This window comes from Stenotrophomonas sp. SAU14A_NAIMI4_5, assembly GCF_003086795.1.
Lineage (GTDB): Bacteria > Pseudomonadota > Gammaproteobacteria > Xanthomonadales > Xanthomonadaceae > Stenotrophomonas.
In genome coordinates this window covers 3,008,235-3,024,517 of the sequence record NZ_CP026003.1, presented here as the reverse complement: position 1 = coordinate 3,024,517, position 16,283 = coordinate 3,008,235, and the positions used below count along the sequence as shown (strand labels likewise).

General features: G+C 66.9%; 17 protein-coding genes and 1 tRNA gene. 13 read left to right on the top strand and 5 right to left on the bottom strand.

All coding sequences use genetic code 11. The annotated features are described in order from the left end of the window. Positions 1 to 67: 67 nt before the first annotated feature. Complete coding sequence (locus C1925_RS14165; protein ID WP_108769442.1) at positions 68 to 1,057, bottom strand: hypothetical protein; 990 nt, start codon at positions 1,055 to 1,057, stop codon at positions 68 to 70. 92 nt (positions 1,058 to 1,149) lie between these two features. Here C1925_RS14165 and C1925_RS14160 point away from each other — a divergent pair, with 92 nt between their 5' ends. Next, a complete protein-coding gene (locus tag C1925_RS14160) occupies positions 1,150 to 2,334 on the top strand; it encodes a glycoside hydrolase family 18 protein (protein ID WP_108769441.1) in 1,185 nt (394 codons plus the stop codon). Positions 2,335 to 2,671: 337 nt separating this feature from the next. Here C1925_RS14160 and C1925_RS14155 read toward each other — a convergent pair whose 3' ends face one another. From C1925_RS14155 to C1925_RS14140, 4 genes are read right to left on the bottom strand one after another with little or no spacing between them, the layout of a single operon-like run. Continuing rightward, positions 2,672 to 4,231 carry a PepSY-associated TM helix domain-containing protein gene (locus tag C1925_RS14155; RefSeq protein WP_108769440.1) on the bottom strand — a complete coding sequence of 520 codons (1,560 nt, stop codon included), beginning with the start codon at positions 4,229 to 4,231 and terminating at the stop codon, positions 2,672 to 2,674. Between the two features lie 10 nt (positions 4,232 to 4,241). Continuing rightward, a complete protein-coding gene (locus tag C1925_RS14150) occupies positions 4,242 to 4,505 on the bottom strand; it encodes a hypothetical protein (RefSeq protein WP_108769439.1) in 264 nt (87 codons plus the stop codon). Then, positions 4,505 to 4,816 (bottom strand): hypothetical protein, encoded by a 312-nt coding sequence (locus C1925_RS14145; protein ID WP_108769438.1) that lies wholly within the window; start codon positions 4,814 to 4,816, stop codon positions 4,505 to 4,507. Before C1925_RS14145 ends, C1925_RS14150 begins: the two co-directional genes overlap by 1 nt. A 7-nt stretch (positions 4,817 to 4,823) precedes the next feature. Next, the gene (locus tag C1925_RS14140; protein ID WP_108769437.1) at positions 4,824 to 6,962 is read right to left on the bottom strand and encodes a TonB-dependent siderophore receptor; all 2,139 of its coding nucleotides are present in this window, start codon (positions 6,960 to 6,962) and stop codon (positions 4,824 to 4,826) included. A 360-nt stretch (positions 6,963 to 7,322) separates the two neighbouring features. Here C1925_RS14140 and thrS point away from each other — a divergent pair, with 360 nt between their 5' ends. The 12 genes from thrS to C1925_RS14080 all read left to right on the top strand — a co-directional run bounded on the left by thrS (position 7,323) and on the right by C1925_RS14080 (position 16,283). After that, a complete protein-coding gene (thrS, locus tag C1925_RS14135) occupies positions 7,323 to 9,224 on the top strand; it encodes a threonine--tRNA ligase (protein WP_108769436.1) in 1,902 nt (633 codons plus the stop codon). Between the two features lie 63 nt (positions 9,225 to 9,287). Next, positions 9,288 to 9,815, top strand: coding sequence for a translation initiation factor IF-3 (infC, locus tag C1925_RS14130; RefSeq protein ID WP_075076340.1), 528 nt, complete (start codon positions 9,288 to 9,290; stop codon positions 9,813 to 9,815). A 254-nt stretch (positions 9,816 to 10,069) separates the two neighbouring features. Continuing rightward, positions 10,070 to 10,267, top strand: coding sequence for a 50S ribosomal protein L35 (gene rpmI / locus C1925_RS14125; protein ID WP_005410436.1), 198 nt, complete (start codon positions 10,070 to 10,072; stop codon positions 10,265 to 10,267). A gap of 11 nt (positions 10,268 to 10,278) precedes the next feature. Next, on the top strand, positions 10,279 to 10,638 hold the full coding sequence (rplT, locus tag C1925_RS14120) for a 50S ribosomal protein L20 (protein ID WP_005410435.1): 360 nt from the start codon (positions 10,279 to 10,281) through the stop codon (positions 10,636 to 10,638). Between the two features lie 196 nt (positions 10,639 to 10,834). Beyond that, positions 10,835 to 11,830 carry a phenylalanine--tRNA ligase subunit alpha gene (gene pheS, locus C1925_RS14115; protein ID WP_079222585.1) on the top strand — a complete coding sequence of 332 codons (996 nt, stop codon included), beginning with the start codon at positions 10,835 to 10,837 and terminating at the stop codon, positions 11,828 to 11,830. Between the two features lie 87 nt (positions 11,831 to 11,917). Beyond that, positions 11,918 to 14,314 (top strand): phenylalanine--tRNA ligase subunit beta, encoded by a 2,397-nt coding sequence (gene pheT, locus C1925_RS14110; RefSeq protein WP_108770724.1) that lies wholly within the window; start codon positions 11,918 to 11,920, stop codon positions 14,312 to 14,314. Positions 14,315 to 14,341: 27 nt separating this feature from the next. After that, entirely contained in the window at positions 14,342 to 14,641 is a 300-nt protein-coding gene (locus tag C1925_RS14105; protein ID WP_005410432.1) for an integration host factor subunit alpha, read from the top strand. Next, positions 14,622 to 14,978, top strand: a complete 357-nt coding sequence (locus tag C1925_RS14100; protein WP_053518690.1) for a MerR family transcriptional regulator — start codon at positions 14,622 to 14,624, stop codon at positions 14,976 to 14,978. Before C1925_RS14105 ends, C1925_RS14100 begins: the two co-directional genes overlap by 20 nt. Before the next feature lie 67 nt (positions 14,979 to 15,045). After that, positions 15,046 to 15,122, top strand: a tRNA-Pro gene (locus tag C1925_RS14095). 117 nt (positions 15,123 to 15,239) lie between these two features. Continuing rightward, complete coding sequence (locus tag C1925_RS14090) at positions 15,240 to 15,440, top strand: hypothetical protein (RefSeq protein WP_108769435.1); 201 nt, start codon at positions 15,240 to 15,242, stop codon at positions 15,438 to 15,440. Beyond that, complete coding sequence (locus C1925_RS14085) at positions 15,437 to 15,769, top strand: phosphotyrosine protein phosphatase (protein ID WP_108769434.1); 333 nt, start codon at positions 15,437 to 15,439, stop codon at positions 15,767 to 15,769. Before C1925_RS14090 ends, C1925_RS14085 begins: the two co-directional genes overlap by 4 nt. 121 nt (positions 15,770 to 15,890) lie before the next feature. Further along, positions 15,891 to 16,283, top strand: coding sequence for a hypothetical protein (locus C1925_RS14080; RefSeq protein WP_108769433.1), 393 nt, complete (start codon positions 15,891 to 15,893; stop codon positions 16,281 to 16,283).

The window sequence follows — 16,283 nt, the reverse complement described above, 5'->3', positions numbered from 1 at the left end:
TGCGACTGAAGTGCTGGAAACCGGCCTGAAGAATTCTGAAGGCCCTGTGCCACAAGGCTCGCAGGCATCAACCCTGGTTGACGCGCTCCTCCTCTTCTTCCTCGCCCAGCCACCACACCTGGCCCGGCTCCGGATCACTCAACGGATGCTCGCGCTGCTCGATGGCCTGCAGCACGCGCCCCGGTCCCGCCGCGGTCCAGGTCGCCAGCAGCTTTTCCACCGCGGCCCGACCCTGTGCGGCGATGCCCAGGTCGCGCTCGCGCTTCCAGCCACCGTCGTCATCGTTGCCGGCCTCGTCGTCATGCCGGTGCGGGGTGCCATAGCTGCAGCGGCGGCACAGCCGGCGCACCGTGGCGGTCCAGTCCTCGACCGTGCCGATGCCAGGCAGGGTCAGTGCCTCCAGCGCAGCGACATCGTCGACCGAGTCGCACTGCACGAACACGGTGAAGGTCGCCATGTCCGATGCCTGCAGCCGCTGCATCGCATTGAACACCGGCACATCGCCGTCGCCGTAGGCACGGCGGCCGGTGGAGGCGCCGTCATGCAGCACGATGTCGCCGAAGCGGAAGCCGCTTTCGGGCAGTGGCACGTTGCCGATACGCGCGCGCACCGGGTCGATGCGGTTCATGTACACCACTTCGGCATCCTTCCAGGGCGCCAGGCGCACGCAGGCCACGCCGAAGTTGCCTGCAATCTCGCCGTCACCCTCGGGCAGGGTGATGCCACACCGGCTCCACTGCCGGCGTGCCTCGGTCCAGTCGCCCAGGGCACTGGCCGCGATCCCAGCATTCCAGGCGGCGGCTTCGTCGAATTCGTCGCTCGCCTGCTCCGCACGCAGGTTGTCCTGCAGCGAGGCGGGCCAGTCGCGCAGGTACTTGTGCGCCAGCCCGCGCATGTAATGCAGGTAGGACACCTCGGGCGCGTGCTCGATCAGTTCGCCGAACAGGTGCGCGGCCTGTGCCAGGTCGCCCTCGTCGAAGGCCGCGTATGCGCGGGACTGTTTGGCCCGCAGTGCATCATGGGTGGCGTCCTGGGTGGCGTCGTGGTCTGTGCTCATGTCCGTGTGCGATTGAAGATCCGCGGCTACCTTAGCCGATGCGGGATCCGTGTAGAGTCGAGCCTGCTCGACTCTACCTATCGGGAGTTTCCATGTTGCGCCAGACCCTGGCCGGGCTTGCCCTGCTGATTGCCGCCGCCGTTCCCGCCGCCAGCCACGCGGCGCAGTCGCCGATCTACGGCGCGTACTACCCCGGTGGTTCGGCCGATCGTTACCCGGTGTCGCACATACCGGCCGAGCGCCTGACCCACCTGTTCTATGCGTTTTCCACCATCGAAGCCGGGCGCTGCACGGTGGGTGCCGAAGCGCCGAAGAATTTCGCCGCGCTGGCCGAGCTGAAGATGGCGCATCCGCACCTGCGCACGCTGATCTCCATCGGCGGCTGGGGCGCGGGCGGGTTCTCCGATGCCGCGCTTACCGAGGCCAGCCGCAAGCGCCTGGTTGATTCCTGCATGGCGCTGTTCTTCGACCAGTACGCAGGCAGCTTCGACGGCGTGGACATCGACTGGGAATTCCCGGTCAGTGGCGGGCCGAAGGAACTGGCCCATCGCCCACAGGACCGCGCGAACATGACGAAGCTCGCGCAGGCCTTCCGCGTGGCGCTGGATGCGCGTGGCCGCAAGCGCGGCCAACCGATGCTGCTGACCGCCGCGCTCGCGGCCGGCCGCCTGCAGACCGACGGACCCTATGACCCGGCGGCCAGCTACGATCTGCCGGCGCTGGCCCAGGTGTTCGATTTCATCAACCTGATGAGCTATGACATGGGTACCGGATTCTCGGCGGTGTCGACCTTCAATGCGCCGCTGCATGAAGTGCCGGCCGACCCGCTGGCGCCGGAACTGCGGCGCTGGAACAACGTGGCCGGCGCCGTGCAGTACTACCGCGACCACGGCGTGCCGGCCGACAAGCTGGTGCTGGGCGTGCCGTTCTACGGGCGTGGTTTCAAGGTCACCGGTGACGCGCCCGATGGCCTCTACCAGCCCTACAGCGCACCGGCCGATGCCGGCGACTGGCGGGTGATCAAGGCGCGCTACCTGGACCAGCCGGGCTGGACGAAGCGCTGGCAGCCGCAGGCGCAGAGCCCGTGGCTGTACAACGCGGCCGAGAAGATCTTCATCAGCTACGAAGACCCGCGCTCGATCGGCCTGCGCGCGCAGTTCGCCCGTGAGCAGGGCCTGGCCGGCGTGTTCATGTGGGAGCTGACCGGTGACGACGAACAGGCCAGCCTGCTCAACGCCATGCTCGCACCGTGGCACAAGGCCCGCGTCGGCGACTGACCAGGCGTTTGTAGAGTCGAGCCATGCTCGACTGCCTTTGGCGCGAAACCAACAGCAGTCGAGCATGGCGCGACTCTACAAAGACGGTGTGTAGCGGTAGCGCCGGGCCATGCCCGGCGGTTTCCTCAATTGGCCCACACGCTGTTGGGGTCGCCGTCGCGGGCGCGGCGCTGGCTGGCCACTGCCAGCCGGGCGAAGCCAAAGGCCATCGCCATCACGCCTTTGTAGAGTCGAGCTTGCTCGACTGCTCTTGGCGCGGAGGCAACAGCAGTCGAGCAAGCTCGACTCTACCGGGGCGTTGCGTACCGGTAGCGCCGGGCCATGCCCGGCGGTTTCCTCAATTGGCCCACACGCTGTTGGGGTCGCCATCGCGGGCGCGGCGCTGGCTGGCCACTGCCAGCCGGGCGAAGCCAAAGGCCATCGCCAGGGCCACCATGTCGATCCAGAACAGCGGCCACAACCCGCGTGCGGCGGTCAGCCACGGCCAGTCGCCACTGAGCGCGCCATGCATCACCGGCACCAGCGCGGTGCTGATGGCCGCGGCCCACAGCAGTTCACGCGCGGCCTGTGCCGGCCGGCGCACGGCGGCCCACAGCGCACACGCCGCCCAGGTGCCGAAGCAGGCCCAGCGGATGCCGTGGTCCACCGTCGCCGGGGCCACGTGTTCAAGCACCAGCGCGGTGACGAAGGCCACCGAGATCGCCACGCACAGGCCGATGCACACGCCTACCGTGGCCCGCGCCATGTTCACCCCTGCGCGCGGCTGCTGCGGCTGCCGGCGCTTGCGTCGCGATTCGATCCACAGCAGGTTGCCCGAATAGAACAGGAAGGCACCGCCCAGCCCCAGCAGGAAGTACAGCCAGACCACCACGCCGTTGCCGAATTCGCCGAAGTGCAGGGCATAGGCCGCGCTGAGCGTGGCGTGGTTGGCATCGCGATGGCCCGGCAGCTGGCTGGCCAGCACGCGGCCGCTGGCCACGTCCAGCGCCACCGAGCCGAGCGGGCCCAGCGTGCCGCTGGATTCGCCGGTGATCTCGATGGTGGCGTTGGCATCGCCGCCATTGGCCAGCTTCAGGTAAGCCGGTTCGAAATCGGCCACGCCCTGTGCGCGGGCCACCTCGAGCGCACGCGCATGCAGCTCGCGCAGGCTGCCCGGCGCGGCCGGCACGCCCGCAGCTTCGCGCACCGGCGCGGTATCCATCGCCGCCGGCACCACCTGCATGGCCTTGCCTTCGAAGATGAGCGGGTTGAGCAGGGCGATCTGGATGAAGACCAGGCAGAGCAGGGCACCGGTCACCGCGAACATCAGGTGGAACGGCAGGCTGAGCACGCCGATCACGTTGTGCGCGTCCTGCCACATCTGCTTGAGGTTGCGGCCCGGGCGCAGCGCGAACAGGTCGCCCAGCAGCTTGGGCAGGTGGATGACCAGTCCGCTGAGCAGGGCCATGCCGTACAGCAGGCTGACGATGCCCATCACGTAGATGCCGGCCACCGGCAGGCCCAGGCTGTAGTGCAGTTCGTTGACCAGCTCGGCCAGGCCCGCCTGCGGTGGCGTGGCGCTGCCGCCGGTGTTGCCGGGCCAGGCATAGCGCCAGCCGCCGTCGGCGCCCTGCCAGTAGGCCAGCGGCTGCGGGTGCTCGGCACCGGGGAAGGTCATGCCGACATGGCGGCGTGCTTCCGGGTGCTTGGCCAGCACGTCGTCCAGCAGGTACTGCGCGTCGTCCAGCCCGGCCGGCAGCACGCTGGCTGCCCCCGGCGTCTGCCACACCGGCAGATCGTGGTGGAACAGAGTGAGGGCGCCGGCATAGAACGCCACGAACAGGCCGAAGCCGGCCACCAGGCCGACCCAGGTGTGCAGGGTGGTGAAGGTACGCAGGGTCTGCGAACTGAATTTCATGCGCTCGTTCTCATTGCACCGCGCCGCTCAGGCGCAGCAGCCACAACACGGCGAACCCGGCGGCGGCGCAGCTGGCAGGCACCAGCCAGGCGCGCGCCACGGTGCGGAAACTGAAGGCCCACAGCGCCGCCAGCATCCATAGCGGGACGAAGGCGATCAGGGCCGGCACCACCGCGCTCGGCCACGGCCCCGGCGGCAGCCAGGTCAGCAGGCCGGTGGCAGCGGCGGCAAGGAAAAACCCGACGAAGATGCCGGACAGGGCGCGCATCCACATCAGCGCGGCTCCCGTGCGCTGCCATCCATCGCCGGGCGGTGCCAGGCGGCCAGCGCCGGCAGCAGCAGAGCCACCAGCATCCAGGTGCACAGCATCGCCACCAGGCCGGCGGCAACGCCCAGCTCGGCCATCCACAGCCACAGCGAGGCTACCGCGGCGACCAGGCCGATCTGCCGGCCCAGGCGGCCGGCGCGGCGCAGGCGTGGCCAGCGGCAGTGCGGCGAGGCCGCGTAGAACGCCAGCGCGGAAAACATCGCCGACAGCACGGCCAGGCTGCAGAAGCCCAGCGTCGACAGGCCCACGGTGATCATCGTCGGCTCACCACTGGTAACGCAGGCTGGCGGTGACGGTGCGCGGATAGCCGTAATAGCACCAGGTGGCGCTGTTGCAGGCCGACACGTACTTCTTGTCGGTGGCATTGGCGGCGTTCACCTGCAGGCGCCACGGGCCACGGTCGTAATGCACGCTGGCATCGAACAGGGTGAACGACGGGGTATACCAATCGTTGTAGATGTCGCCGTAGATGCCGCCGTTGTAACGCACGCCCGCACCGAAGCCGAAGCCGCTCAGGGCGCCGGCAGTGAAGGTGTAGTCGGCGCCGAGCGAGGCGCTTTCCTTCGGTACCAGCGCCACCCGCTTGCCCAGCGAGGCGGCATCGGTGCTGCGGCGGACCTTGGCGTCCAGGCGGGTGTAGCTGCCGTACACGCTCAGGCCTTGGCCGATGTTCCAGCGGCCTTCCAGCTCGGCACCGCGCACGCGGGTCTGGCCCTGCTGGATCGAGAACAGGGTGTGCTGCGGGTCGACGGTGAGCGTGTTGTCCTGCTCGATCTGGTAGGCAGCCGCGGTCAGCAGCAGGCGGCCGCCTTCGGGCTGGTACTTCACGCCCGCCTCGAACTGCTCGCCGGTGGTCGGCACGAATGCGCGGCCTTCGAAATCGGTGCCGATGGTGGTCTGGAACGACTGCGACCAGCTGACGTAGGGGCTGACGCCGTTGTCGAACAGGTAGTTCACGCCGACCCGGCCGGAGAACTGGTCATCGCTCTGGTGCGCGGTGCCGGTGCCGCCGATGCGCTGTTCGGTATCGGTGCCGACCCAGTCCTGGCGGCCAGCCAGGGTCACCAGCCAGCGGTCGATGCGGATCTGGTCCTGCAGGTACAGGCCCAGCGTGCCCTGCGTCTGCACCTGTCGCGAGGTGTAGTCGGGCACCTGCACCGGCGCGCCGTACACCGGGTTGTAGGCATCGAGGGTGGGGGCGCCAAACAGGAATGCCGAGGCGTAATCGTCGCGCGCGCGGCGGTAGTCCAGCCCGGCCAGCACGGTGTGCTCGACGCGGCCGCTGTGGAAGCGGAAGGTCAGGTTGTTGTCGATGGACACGCTCTCGGAGGTATCCATGCGCGGGTAGTAATAGCGCACCAGCTCGGTGCTGTCCGGCGCCACCAGGCCGAACAGGCCCAGGCTGCCGTGGCTGGCATCCACTTCGGCCCAGCTGTAGCGCACGTTCTGGTTGAACACGGTGCCGTCGCCGAAATCGTGGCGGAATTCATAGCCCAGCGAAGCGGTTTCCTTGGTGTAGTCGTTCACCCCCGGCTCGCCGCTGAAGAAGTGGCGCGAGATGTAACGCCCATTTGCACCGGGTACCACCGTGCCCTGGTAGGGCAGGAAGCCGCCGGTCTCGACCGTGTCGTTCTTCTGGTAGCGGGCCAGCACGGTCAGCGAATTGGCTTCGTCCGGCGTCCAGGTGATGGACGGGGCGAGGTAGTAGCGGTCGTCATGCACCTGGTCGATGACGTTGTCGCTGTTGCGGGCCAGGCCGACCAGGCGGTACAGCACGCTGCCGCTGTCGTTGAGCGCGCCGCCGATGTCGAAGGCGGCCTGCTTCAGGCCGTAGTTGCCGACCTGCAGTTCCACTTCCTGCAGCGGGTTGGCGCTGGGCCGCTTGCTGACGAAGTTGACCAGGCCGCCCGGCGGCATCGCGCCGTAGTTGACCGAGGCCGGGCCCTTCAACACATCGATGCGCTCCAGGCCGTAGGGCTCGATGCGCGATTCGCCGGTCCAGGTGCCTTCCACCGTGGCCAGGCCATCCAGGTAGCGGGCCGGCTTGAAACCGCGCACCAGCAGCCAGTCGCTGCGGGTGTCCTCGCCGTACTGCCCGCCCTGGGCGCCGGCGGTGTACCACACCGCTTCCTCCACGCCGTGGATGCCACGGTCGCGCATCTGCCGGTCGGTGATGACCGAGATCGACTGCGGAATCTCGCGCAGCGGGGTGACGGTCTTGGTCGCGCTGCCGCTTTCGGTGGCGATCGGCGCGGTTACCTGCACGGTGTCGAGGGTGCGCGCCTCATCGGCCCGGGCCAGCGCCGGAAGCGTGCCGGATGCGGCAACGGCCAGGGCAACCGCGAGGGCGGACAGTGGGGCACGGAACAGGCCGGTACGGACCGGCAGCGACTGCGTAGACATGGGCGGATCCAGGGCCGGGAAGGGGCGCGCCACACGCGAGTGAGAAACGCCTGCGTATGGTAATCATTGACATCTGGCCCCGCCAGCGAACGCCATTCAGCCGTCCCGGCAGGCGCGCGGCCCGGCTGGCTTGGGCTTTGCCGCGCGCTGGTTTAAGATCGACGTAGAACCCTGACTGGAACAAGGTGGCCCGCGCCCAGCGCCGGCCGAGCGTGCGACATGAGCACTACCACCGCCCACCGCTGACCTGCCCCCGAAGGCCCTGTTCCGCAGGCGCCCTCGCGGCGCTTTTTTATTGCCCGGGCACCGCCCGGAACGCTTTCCAGCCCGCCCGAGCGGGCCCCGCACGAAGCCATTGCGATGATCAATATCACCCTTCCCGACGGCAGCCGCCGCGAATTCGAAAATCCCGTCAGCGTCATGGACGTCGCCCAGTCGATCGGCGCCGGCCTGGCCAAGGCCACCATCGCCGGCGCCGTTGATGGCGTGCTGGTCGATGCCAGCGACGTCATCGACCACGATGCCAGCCTGCGCATCATCACCGCCAAGGACGAGGAGGGCGTGGAAATCATCCGCCACTCCTGCGCCCACCTGGTCGGCCACGCCGTCAAGCAGCTGTACCCGGACGTCAAGATGGTGATCGGCCCGGTCATCGCCGAGGGCTTCTACTACGACATCTATTCCGAGCGCCCGTTCACGCCGGAAGACATGGCCGCCATCGAGAAGCGCATGGGCGAGCTGATCGCCCAGGACTACGACGTCATCAAGAAGGTGACGCCGCGCGCTGAAGTGGTCGAGATCTTCAAGGCCCGTGGCGAGGACTACAAGCTGCGCCTGATCGAGGACATGTCCGACGACATCCAGGCGATGGGCATGTACTACCACCAGGAATACGTGGACATGTGCCGCGGCCCGCACGTGCCGAACACGCGCTTCCTGAAGGCCTTCAAGCTGACCCGCATTTCCGGTGCCTACTGGCGTGGCGATGCGCAGAACGAACAGCTGCAGCGCATCTACGGCACCGCCTGGGCCGACAAGAAGCAGCTCGAGGCGTACATCAAGCGCATCGAGGAAGCCGAAATGCGCGACCACCGCCGCATCGGCAAGCAGCAGGACCTGTTCCACCTGCAGGAAGAGGCCCCGGGCCTGGTGTTCTGGCACCCCAAGGGCTGGGCGCTGTGGCAGGTGGTCGAGCAGTACATGCGCAAGGTCTACCGCAGCAGCGGCTACGGCGAAGTGCGCTGCCCGCAGATCCTGGACGTGAGCCTGTGGAAGAAGTCCGGCCACTGGGACAACTACCAGGACAACATGTTCTTCACCGAATCGGAGAAGCGCACCTACGCGGTCAAGCCGATGAACTGCCCGGGCCATGTCCAGGTGTTCAACCAGGGCCTGCACAGCTACCGCGACCTTCCGATCCGCTACGGCGAGTTCGGTTCCTGCCACCGCAACGAGCCGTCCGGCGCGCTGCACGGCATCCTGCGCGTGCGTGGTTTCACCCAGGACGACGGTCATGTGTTCTGCACCGAGAACCAGATCGAATCGGAAGTGACCGCGTTCCACCAGCAGGCGCTGGCGGTCTACCAGCACTTCGGTTTCGACGAGATCCAGATCAAGATCGCCCTGCGCCCGGAATCGCGCCTGGGTGACGACGCCACCTGGGACAAGGCCGAAGGCGCGCTGCGCTCGGCGCTGACCGCCTGTGGCGTGGAATGGCAGGAGCTGCCGGGCGAGGGTGCCTTCTACGGCCCGAAGATCGAGTACCACCTGAAGGACGCGATCGGCCGTACCTGGCAGCTGGGCACCATGCAGGTCGACTTCATGATGCCGGGCCGCCTGGGCGCCGAGTACGTGGACGAAAACAGCCAGAAGAAGCACCCGGTCATGCTGCACCGTGCCATCGTCGGCTCGATGGAGCGTTTCCTGGGCATCCTGATCGAGCACCACGCCGGCCAGTTCCCGGTCTGGCTGGCCCCAACCCAGGTGGTGGTGGCCAACATCACCGACGCCCAGGCTGAATACGTCGCAGGCGTGACCAAAACCCTTGCGGAGCAAGGCTTCCGCGTCAGCTCCGATTTGCGTAACGAGAAGATCGGCTATAAAATCCGCGAGCATACGTTGCAGCGCGTGCCTTACCTGCTGGTCATCGGTGACCGCGAGAAGGAAAATGGAGCTGTGGCGGTGCGTACGCGTTCTGGCGAAGACCTTGGCAGCATGAGCCTGCAGGCCTTCATCGAGCGGCTCCAGGCCGAGGGCGCGTAAGCAAAGGTCCGGTCCGGGCGCACAGGCACCCGGACCGGTTCGATACCCTTGGGAGAACGTAATATCAGCACCCCTGACAACAAACAGAACCGCAAGAATCAGGAAATCCGAGTGCCGCGCGTCCGCGTGATCGGCAGTGACGGAGAAATGATCGGCGTGTTGTCGCGCGACGAAGCGCTGTCCATGGCCGAAGATGAAGGCCTGGACCTGGTTGAAATCCAGCCGCAGGCCGATCCGCCGGTCTGCAAGATCATGGATTTCGGCAAGTTCAAGTTCGAAGCGCAGAAGAAGGCCAGCGAGGCCAAGAAGAAGACCAAGCAGGTCGAGATCAAGGAAGTGAAGTTCCGTCCGGTCACGGACGAGGGCGACTACCAGATCAAGCTGCGCAAGATGCGTGGTTTCCTTGAGGAAGGCGACAAGATCAAGGTCAACATCCGCTTCCGTGGCCGTGAAATGAGCCACCAGGAACTGGGTCGCGAGATGGCCAACCGGATCGAGACCGATCTGGGCGAGGACATCGTCATCGAATCCCGTCCGCGCCTGGAAGGGCGTCAGATGGTCATGATGATCGCGCCGAAGAAGAAGACCTGAGGCCTGCAGGGCTGCCTTTCGGGGCGCCTGGCTGAATGGTTCAGGATGAAGGGACGCCATTGGCGTCCCTTTGCTTTTGCAGCAGGACGGAAAAAGGGTTGCAGGGGCTGGTGACAGGGCGGTTTTGCCTGTATCATGCCCGGCTCGACCCACCCAGGACGGGTCGTACGCCGATCATGGCAGGACGGAAAGAGTGGCCACGGCCACCGCCAGATCAGTCAGAAACCAGGGTCACCCCCATCAAGGACATTGCAATGCCCAAGATCAAGACCAACCGGGCAGCGGCCAAGCGTTTCCGCAAGACCGCCTCGGGCAAGTACAAGTGCGGCCACGCCAACCGTAGCCACATCCTCACGAAGAAAGCGACCAAGCGTAAGCGTAATCTGCGTCAGACGGGCCATGTCCGTGCAGAAGACGCAGGCCGTCTGGACCGCATGCTCCCTTACCTCTGAGGAACTGAAAAATGGCACGAGTTAAGCGTGGCGTACAGGCGCGTCGCCGCCACAAGAAAATCCTTGATCTGGCGAAGGGCTACTACAATGCCCGTCGCAAGGTCTTCCGCGTCGCCAAGCAGGCGGTCATCAAGGCACAGCAGTACGCCTACATCGGCCGTAAGCAGAAGAAGCGCAACTTCCGTTCGCTGTGGATCACCCGTATCAATGCGGCTGCCCGCATCAACGGCCTGAGCTACAGCCGCTTCATGAACGGCCTGCTGAAGGCCGGCATCACCCTGGACCGCAAGGTCCTGGCTGATATCGCCGTGCACGACGCAGCTGGTTTTGCTGCACTGGCCGAAAAGGCCAAGGGCGCACTGGCGGCATAAGTCCTTCCCGATGCCGTTGCCGTTCAACGGGAACGGTGTCAGGTAGAGGCAATGCATGGGGAAGGGCGCAAGTCCTTCCCCATTCTTTTTTGGGTCCCGGCAACGCCGCAGGCGCGCGGTGCGGGGACCGGCGGTGGCGACAGGGGTCGGCCCTTCGCGCATCGCGATGGCAGACCGACTGGAGTTCCGGCCCCCCATGAGCGACATCCAATCCCTCACCACCCAGGCGCTGGCCGATGTGGCCGCCGCACAGAGCCCCGACGTGCTGGAACAGCTGCGCGTGGCCCTGCTCGGCAAGAGCGGCAGCATCACCGCCCAGCTCAAGCAGCTCGGCACCCTGCCGGCCGACGAGCGCAAGGCCGCCGGTGAAGCCATCAACCAGGCCCGTGACGCGCTGTCCAGCGCGCTGGGCGAGCGCAAGGCCGTGCTGGAAAACGCCGCACTGGATGCGCGACTGGCCGCCGAAGCGATCGACATCACCCTGCCGGGTCGCAACGGCGACCGTGCCGGCCTGCACCCGATTACCCGCACCCTGGAACGCATCACCGGCATCTTCGGCCGGCTGGGCTACGAGCTGTCCGAGGGTCCGGAAATCGAGGACGACTGGCACAACTTCGAGGCGCTGAACTTCCCGCCGCACCACCCGGCGCGCGCCATGCACGACACCTTCTACTTCGGCGATGGCCGCCTGCTGCGCACGCATACCTCCGGTGTGCAGGTGCGCTACATGGGCGAGCACCAGCCGCCGCTGCGCATGATCGCCGCCGGCAAGGTGTACCGCAGCGACAGCGACCAGACCCATTCGCCGATGTTCCACCAGGTCGAAGGCCTGCTCGTGGATGAGCACTCCACCTTCGCCGACCTGAAGGGCACGCTGGCCGAATTCGTCCGTGCCTTCTTCGAGCGCGATTTCGAAATGCGCTTCCGCCCCAGCTACTTCCCGTTCGTTGAACCCGGCGCGGAAGTGGACATCGCCTGGCAGCAGCCCGACGGCAGCACCCGCTGGCTGGAAGTGCTGGGCTGCGGCATGGTCCACCCGAACGTGCTGCGCAACGTCGGCATCGATCCGGAGCGCTACACCGGCTTCGCCTTCGGCCTGGGCGTGGAGCGCTTTGCGATGCTGCGCTACGGCGTCAACGACCTGCGCGCGTTCTTCGAGAACGACGTGCGGTTCCTGAAACAGTTCGCGTAAGCCGCAACCATGTAGAGCCGAGCCATGCTCGGCTGCTCCTAAATTCGCAGGCCCAGGCGCATGCGCCGGGCCCACCAGGGTGACACCATGAAATTCTCCGAAAACTGGCTGCGCAGCCACGTCCCGACCTCCGCCTCGCGCGATGAACTGAGCGCGGTGCTGACCGCCATCGGCCTGGAAGTGGAAGAAGTGACCGCGCTCGGCAACGGCCTGCAGCACGTGGTCGTGGCACGCATCGTCGAAGCCGTGCGCCATCCCGAAGCCGACCGCCTGCAGGTGTGCAAGGTCGACGCAGGGCAGGGCGAACTGCTGCAGATCGTCTGCGGTGCGCCGAACGCGCGCCCGGGCCTGGTTGCACCGCTGGCCATGGTCGGCGCGCAGATCGGCGATCTGGCGATCAAGCCGGCCAAGCTGCGCGGCGTCGAATCCAACGGCATGCTGTGCTCGGCCAAGGAACTGGGCCTGGACACCGATGCCTCGGGCCTGCTGGAACTGCCTGATGACGCGTCGGTCGGTCATACCCTGGTCGAGTACCTGGGCCTGCCGGACGCCAGCATCGAGATCAAGCTGACCCCGAATCGCGCCGACTGCTTCAGCGTGCGTGGCATCGCCTACGACGTGGCCGCGGCCACCCGCAGCGAAGTGCTGGATTTCGCCGCCGACGCCATTGCCGCGGTCGGCAGCCGTGAGCTGTCCATCCAGCTCGACGCCGGCGCCGAAGCGCCGCGTTACCTGGGCCGCGTCATCGAAGGCGTCAACGCCGCCGCCAAGACCCCGCTGTGGATGGCCGAGCGCCTGCGCCGCAGCGGCGTGCGTCCGGTCTCGCTGCTGGTCGACATCACCCAGTACGTGATGCTGGAACTGGGCCAGCCGATGCACGCCTACGACCTGGGCACCCTGCAGGGCAGCATCGGCGTGCGCCGTTCGCGCGCCGGCGAAGCCATCAAGCTGCTGGACGGCCGCGATGCGGTGCTGGACGAGAGCTTCCTGGTGGTGACCGACGCCGACCGTGCGGTCGGCCTGGCCGGCCTGATGGGTGGCTTCGACACCCGCGTCACCGACGATACCACCGCCGTGTTCCTGGAGGCCGCGCACTTCGCGCCGGCCGCCATCATGGGCCGTGGCCGCAAGCTGGGCCTGCACACCGATGCCGGCCACCGCTTCGAGCGTGGCGTCGACCCGGCGCTGCCGCGCACCGCCATCGAATACGCCACCCGCCTGGTGCTGGACCTGGCCGGCGGTACCCCGGCGCCGGTTACCGAGGCCGTGCGCGAGGCTGATCTGCCGCAGGCAGCGACGATCACCCTGCGCCGCGCCCGCATCACCCGCGTGCTGGGCATCGCCATTGAAGACGCCGAAGTCGAGCGCATCCTGCGCGCGCTGGGCATGGGTGTGACCGCGGCCGGCGAAGGCTGGCAGGTGACCGCGCCGAGCCGTCGCTTCGACATCGCCATCGAAGAAGACCTGATCGAGGAACTGGCCCGCATCCACGGCTACGAGCAGATCCCGACCACCCTGCCGGGTGGCGCGGCGCGCGTGGCGATGCCGACCGAGACCCAGCTGGACGTGCTGAGCGTGCGTCGCCAGCTGGTCGCCCGCGACCTGCAGGAAACCCTGAACTTTGCCTTCGTCGACGATGCATTGCTGATCCAGTGGCAGCTGCGCGACAACCTGGTGCCGCTGGCCAACCCGCTGTCGGCCGAGCTGGCGGTGATGCGCCCGGCGCTGCTGCCGGGCCTGGTCGCCACCCTGGGCCGCAATGCCGCCCGCCAGCTGGGCCGCGTGCGCCTGTTCGAGGTCGGCCGGGTGTTCGCCCAGCAGACCGGCGAGACGTCGCCCGGCGAAAGCCGGCCCGCACCGCTGGAAACCCCGCGCGTGGCCGCCGCCGTCTGTGGCGATGCGCAGGCCGTGCAGTGGGGCCTGCCGACCCGCAAGGTCGACTTCCATGACCTGAAGGGCGACCTGGAATCGCTGGCCGCCGCCAGCGGTGCCGTGCTCGAATTCCGCCCCTCGACCCGCGCCTTCGGCCACCCGGCCCGCTCGGCCGAGGTGTACCGCGATGGCGTGGTGATCGGCTGGATCGGCCAGATCCACCCGCGCCTGGCCAAGGCCATGGACATCGATGCCGACGTCTATGCCTTCGAGCTGGACCTGGAGGCGCTGTCGGCCCGCGCCCTGCCGCGTGCCGGCGAGCTGTCGCGCTTCCCGGCCGTGCGTCGCGACCTCGCATTCCTGGTGCCTGACCAGGTGGACTGGAGCGACCTGGCCGCGACCATCCGCCAAGCCGCCGGCCCGCTGCTGCGCGAGCTGAACCTGTTCGACCGCTACGTCGGCCAGGGGGTCGAGCCGGGATTCAAGAGTCTCGCTATGGGCTTGATTTTGCAGGACAAGTCGCGCACTCTGACGGACCGCGACGTGGAAGCGGTGGTGGCCGAGGCGGTCACTGCGATCGAGCGTGAACACCACGCACGGATCCGCGGCTGAGCGGGAAGCACTCAGGGGTAGCAGGCAATGGCATTGACCAAGGCGGAGATGGCGGAAAAGCTGTTCGACGAAGTCGGTCTGAACAAGCGGGAAGCCAAGGAATTCGTCGACGCGTTCTTCGATGTGCTGCGTGAAGCGTTGGAACAGGGACGTCAGGTGAAGCTGTCCGGCTTCGGTAATTTCGATCTGCGGCGCAAGAACCAGCGCCCGGGTCGCAACCCCAAGACCGGCGAGGAAATTCCGATTTCCGCCCGTACGGTGGTCACCTTCCGTCCGGGCCAGAAGCTCAAGGAGAGGGTGGAAGCTTATGCTGGATCCGGGCAGTAACCGCGAACTACCGCCGATCCCGGCCAAGCGCTACTTCACCATTGGTGAAGTAAGCGAGCTGTGCGACGTCAAGCCGCACGTACTGCGCTACTGGGAAACCGAGTTTCCCAGCCTTGAGCCGGCCAAGCGCCGTGGCAACCGTCGCTACTACCAGCGCCACGACGTGCTGATGGTGCGGCAGATCCGCAGCCTGCTGTACGAACAGGGTTACACCATCGGTGGCGCGCGCCTGCGCCTGGAGGGTCCGGATGCGCGCGAGGAATCCGCGCTGAGCAACCAGATCATCAAGCAGGTGCGCATGGAGCTGGAAGAAGTGCTGCAATTGCTTCGCCGGTGATCCAAACCCCGCGTAATCCGCTATACTTCACGGCCCGCCGCACTGGCGGGCACATCGCAGCATCAGTCGGGGCGTAGCGCAGCCTGGTAGCGCATCTGCCTGGGGGGCAGAGGGTCGTCGGTTCGAATCCGGCCGTCCCGACCACTGTGATGAAACAGAAAGCCTGCGCAGCGATGCGTGGGCTTTTTTGTCGTTGCGTTGTATCCTGCACACCACTCGTACTACCGCGGCTGCTGAACCCGGTACTCACGAGAAAACATCATGGAAACTGCAAGAACCCGAGCCTGGCGTCGTGCCAGGGCGCGCCTGCACGGCGGTGACCGTCCTGCACCGGTGCAGGCCTTCAAGCCCGAGAAGAACTGGAAGCTGCTGTACACGCGCGGCGCCAAGCTGATCCGCGCGCGCCAGTTGGGGTTTACCTATCCCATCCTCAGCACGACGCAGCTGCTGGAGCAGGGATGATCAACCTTCTGTTTGTCTGCAGCCGCAACCAGCTGCGCAGCCCGACCGCCGAAGCCATGTGGCGACGGCGGCCTGGCTTTGCGGCACGTTCGGCGGGTACCAGCCCGCATGCACGCCATCCCATCAGCCCGGCGGATATCCGCTGGGCCGATGTCATCTTCGTCATGGAGACCAAGCACCAGCATCGTCTTCAGGCAGCCTTCCCTCGGTTGCTGGAACACACGCCGCTGCACTGCCTGGACGTTCCTGACGACTACCGTTGCATGGACCCGGCGCTGATGGCGCTGCTGGAGTTGCGGGTCGCGCCTTACCTGCCCGTTGCCACCTGATACCGGGCGTTCAGGCCCGCGGCCCATGCGGCGCGGTACTTCCCTTATCATCGGCGCACATCCGATCGCATCGGCATCCTCCCGCACCCGACACCGGCTGTTGCGGCGGGCGTGCTGGAAGATGCGCGGACCACGACGACCACAGGGGGTTGCGTTGATCAGCAGTATCGTCATTCATCGCTCGGCTGGCGCAGGCACGGCCGGCGTCCATGTCCTGGACACCACGTTCAAGGACAAGCGTGTCTTTGTGTCCTGGGGCCTGCGCGGCGAGGACCTCAGCCGCGAAGCCGAACCGGCCGAAACCGTTGCCGCGCGCCAGGCGCTGCAGCGCGAATCGCGGCAGGTCGAGGGGCCTCGCAGCACCGAAGTCTTCATTGCCAACCAGGCGGCCACGGCCATCAGCGTGTATCGCATGCTGAGCGAAGCACGCAGCGGCGACGCGGTGTTCTTCCTGTGTGATTCGCCCGCGGTGGTCGAATGGCTGGTGACCGCGCTGGAAATACGCGAAGGCTGA